At 38.2% G+C, this 1,653-nt stretch carries 1 protein-coding gene and 1 pseudogene; both read right to left on the bottom strand.

Going from position 1 to position 1,653, the window contains the following annotated elements; translation table 11 throughout:
• Positions 1-177, bottom strand: a pseudogene (locus MICAI_RS25995) (MBOAT family protein); the annotation flags it as partial.
• Positions 178-641: 464 nt separating this feature from the next.
• Positions 642-1,532: a hypothetical protein gene (locus MICAI_RS16865; RefSeq protein ID WP_008204937.1), complete on the bottom strand. Its 891-nt coding sequence runs from the start codon at positions 1,530-1,532 to the stop codon at positions 642-644.
• Positions 1,533-1,653: the final 121 nt, after the last annotated feature.

A 1,653-nucleotide genomic window follows, 5' to 3' on the forward strand; every position in this document is an offset into this window, starting at 1 on the left:
TGGTGGGATTTGGCTAGGCACGGGAATCGGAGAAAGTTCCTGCCAGTCAAGGGGGAGGGAAACGAATAATCCGATGATTTCCTGGACGAAAAAGCCGAAATACTTGAAGTAGGCGAGGACGAGAATATCGATGACGATAACGATAGTGGCTAGGAGATTCCTTTTCCAGCCGCTCATTCAAAATATAAAATCAGAGTAATTCAAGGCTTGTTAACTCCTGATGGTCTGTGTTACCTTGTTTGAGATCGGTTTCCTCACTTCTGATGCTCACAGAGGAGGGATTTTCTTGACAAGCCTATCAAACTTTGTCAGACTTGTCCGTAAAATTACCTCCAGCAATCCTCAACAGGGTAAGCGCATCTTAACAATCCTTGACAAAATGAACTTTAGGTGAGTTGCTTGTCCAGAGAGCGATTCAGACATATTTGAGGAAAATTGCCCATCTCAATTGTTAAGCAAAAATCGACCCATTTGGTCGATTTCGTGACTATTCTGATTGACTGGTATCACTTGCAATGCCGCACAGCAAACGGATCACAAAATTGGCCAATTGTCAATAGCGTTTAAGATGCTCTCACCCTGGTTGCTGCTTAAATTAACCCGCACCAACAAGTTATTAATTATCGGTTAATTTCCCTGATTCATATAGTCTTAAATTGGCCAAAAGCGCGGGGATGGCCAGCTTTTTGGGAACAAAGAAAATAGCGCACGGGTTCGTAATGATTTTCAGCACTAAAAGGGGAACAGAAATGATCTGCGAGTAAATCTTCTCGCACAAAGAAAGCATTCACTCCCGAAAAACTACAAGCTACCAATTTATAACCCTTTTGATGACCAAGTTTTTCTAGAGCTTTCAAACTTGATCCCATATGACTATTATATTTCCATTGGTGACTGGGATTATACTGCATCACCCAACTGGATTCGGGGGGATAAATAGCATTATATTCAAGAATTACCACCCGGGGACGATAATTAGTAATTGCTTGCCAGACCCAATAATCATTACCATCAATATCAATGGATAATAAATCTAATTCTGTCGGTACATTGCCCTCTCGAAACAAGTCTTCAATATTTTCGGCAGTGATAAAAGTATTTTTTAAATTTAATTGTTGCTTAGCAATTAAATCTTCAAAAGATTGGCGAATACTTTTACAAAATCGCTCACTGCCTTCAATCCAATAACCTTGCCATCCTTTCACTAACAAATAGGTACTATTATTTTCTAAACCGTTGCCAACTCCAAATTCCACAAAGAATTTATTTGTGGTTCCAATGCGATTAAAAATTTCGCTAATAATGCCATCTTCCCCCGCTTGAGAAAAAACCTTAAATTCGTAGCGGTTTAGTTTTTTAGGGCTATCATATTTTGGGTTTTTATGCAAGTTTTCTAGCAGATAATTATCAATTTGTAACTCTGTTAGTATATCTTGATATTTTGAGGAGGAACTATTCAGAGACTTAAGGTTTTTGAGAATCTCTGGGATTGCTTGCCAAGGTGATGCCATACTTTTGAGAAAGTTTTTCATGGATTTTAACTACAATTAACGAGTATTTTTTGATTCGATGGGTTGTTTAGATAACACCTGTGAATAAGGGAGTCGGATAAGAATTTTTTTTGCCTAATATTGAAACACTTTCAACTGATAG

This window comes from Microcystis sp. T1-4, assembly GCF_000297435.1.
Taxonomy (GTDB): domain Bacteria; phylum Cyanobacteriota; class Cyanobacteriia; order Cyanobacteriales; family Microcystaceae; genus Microcystis.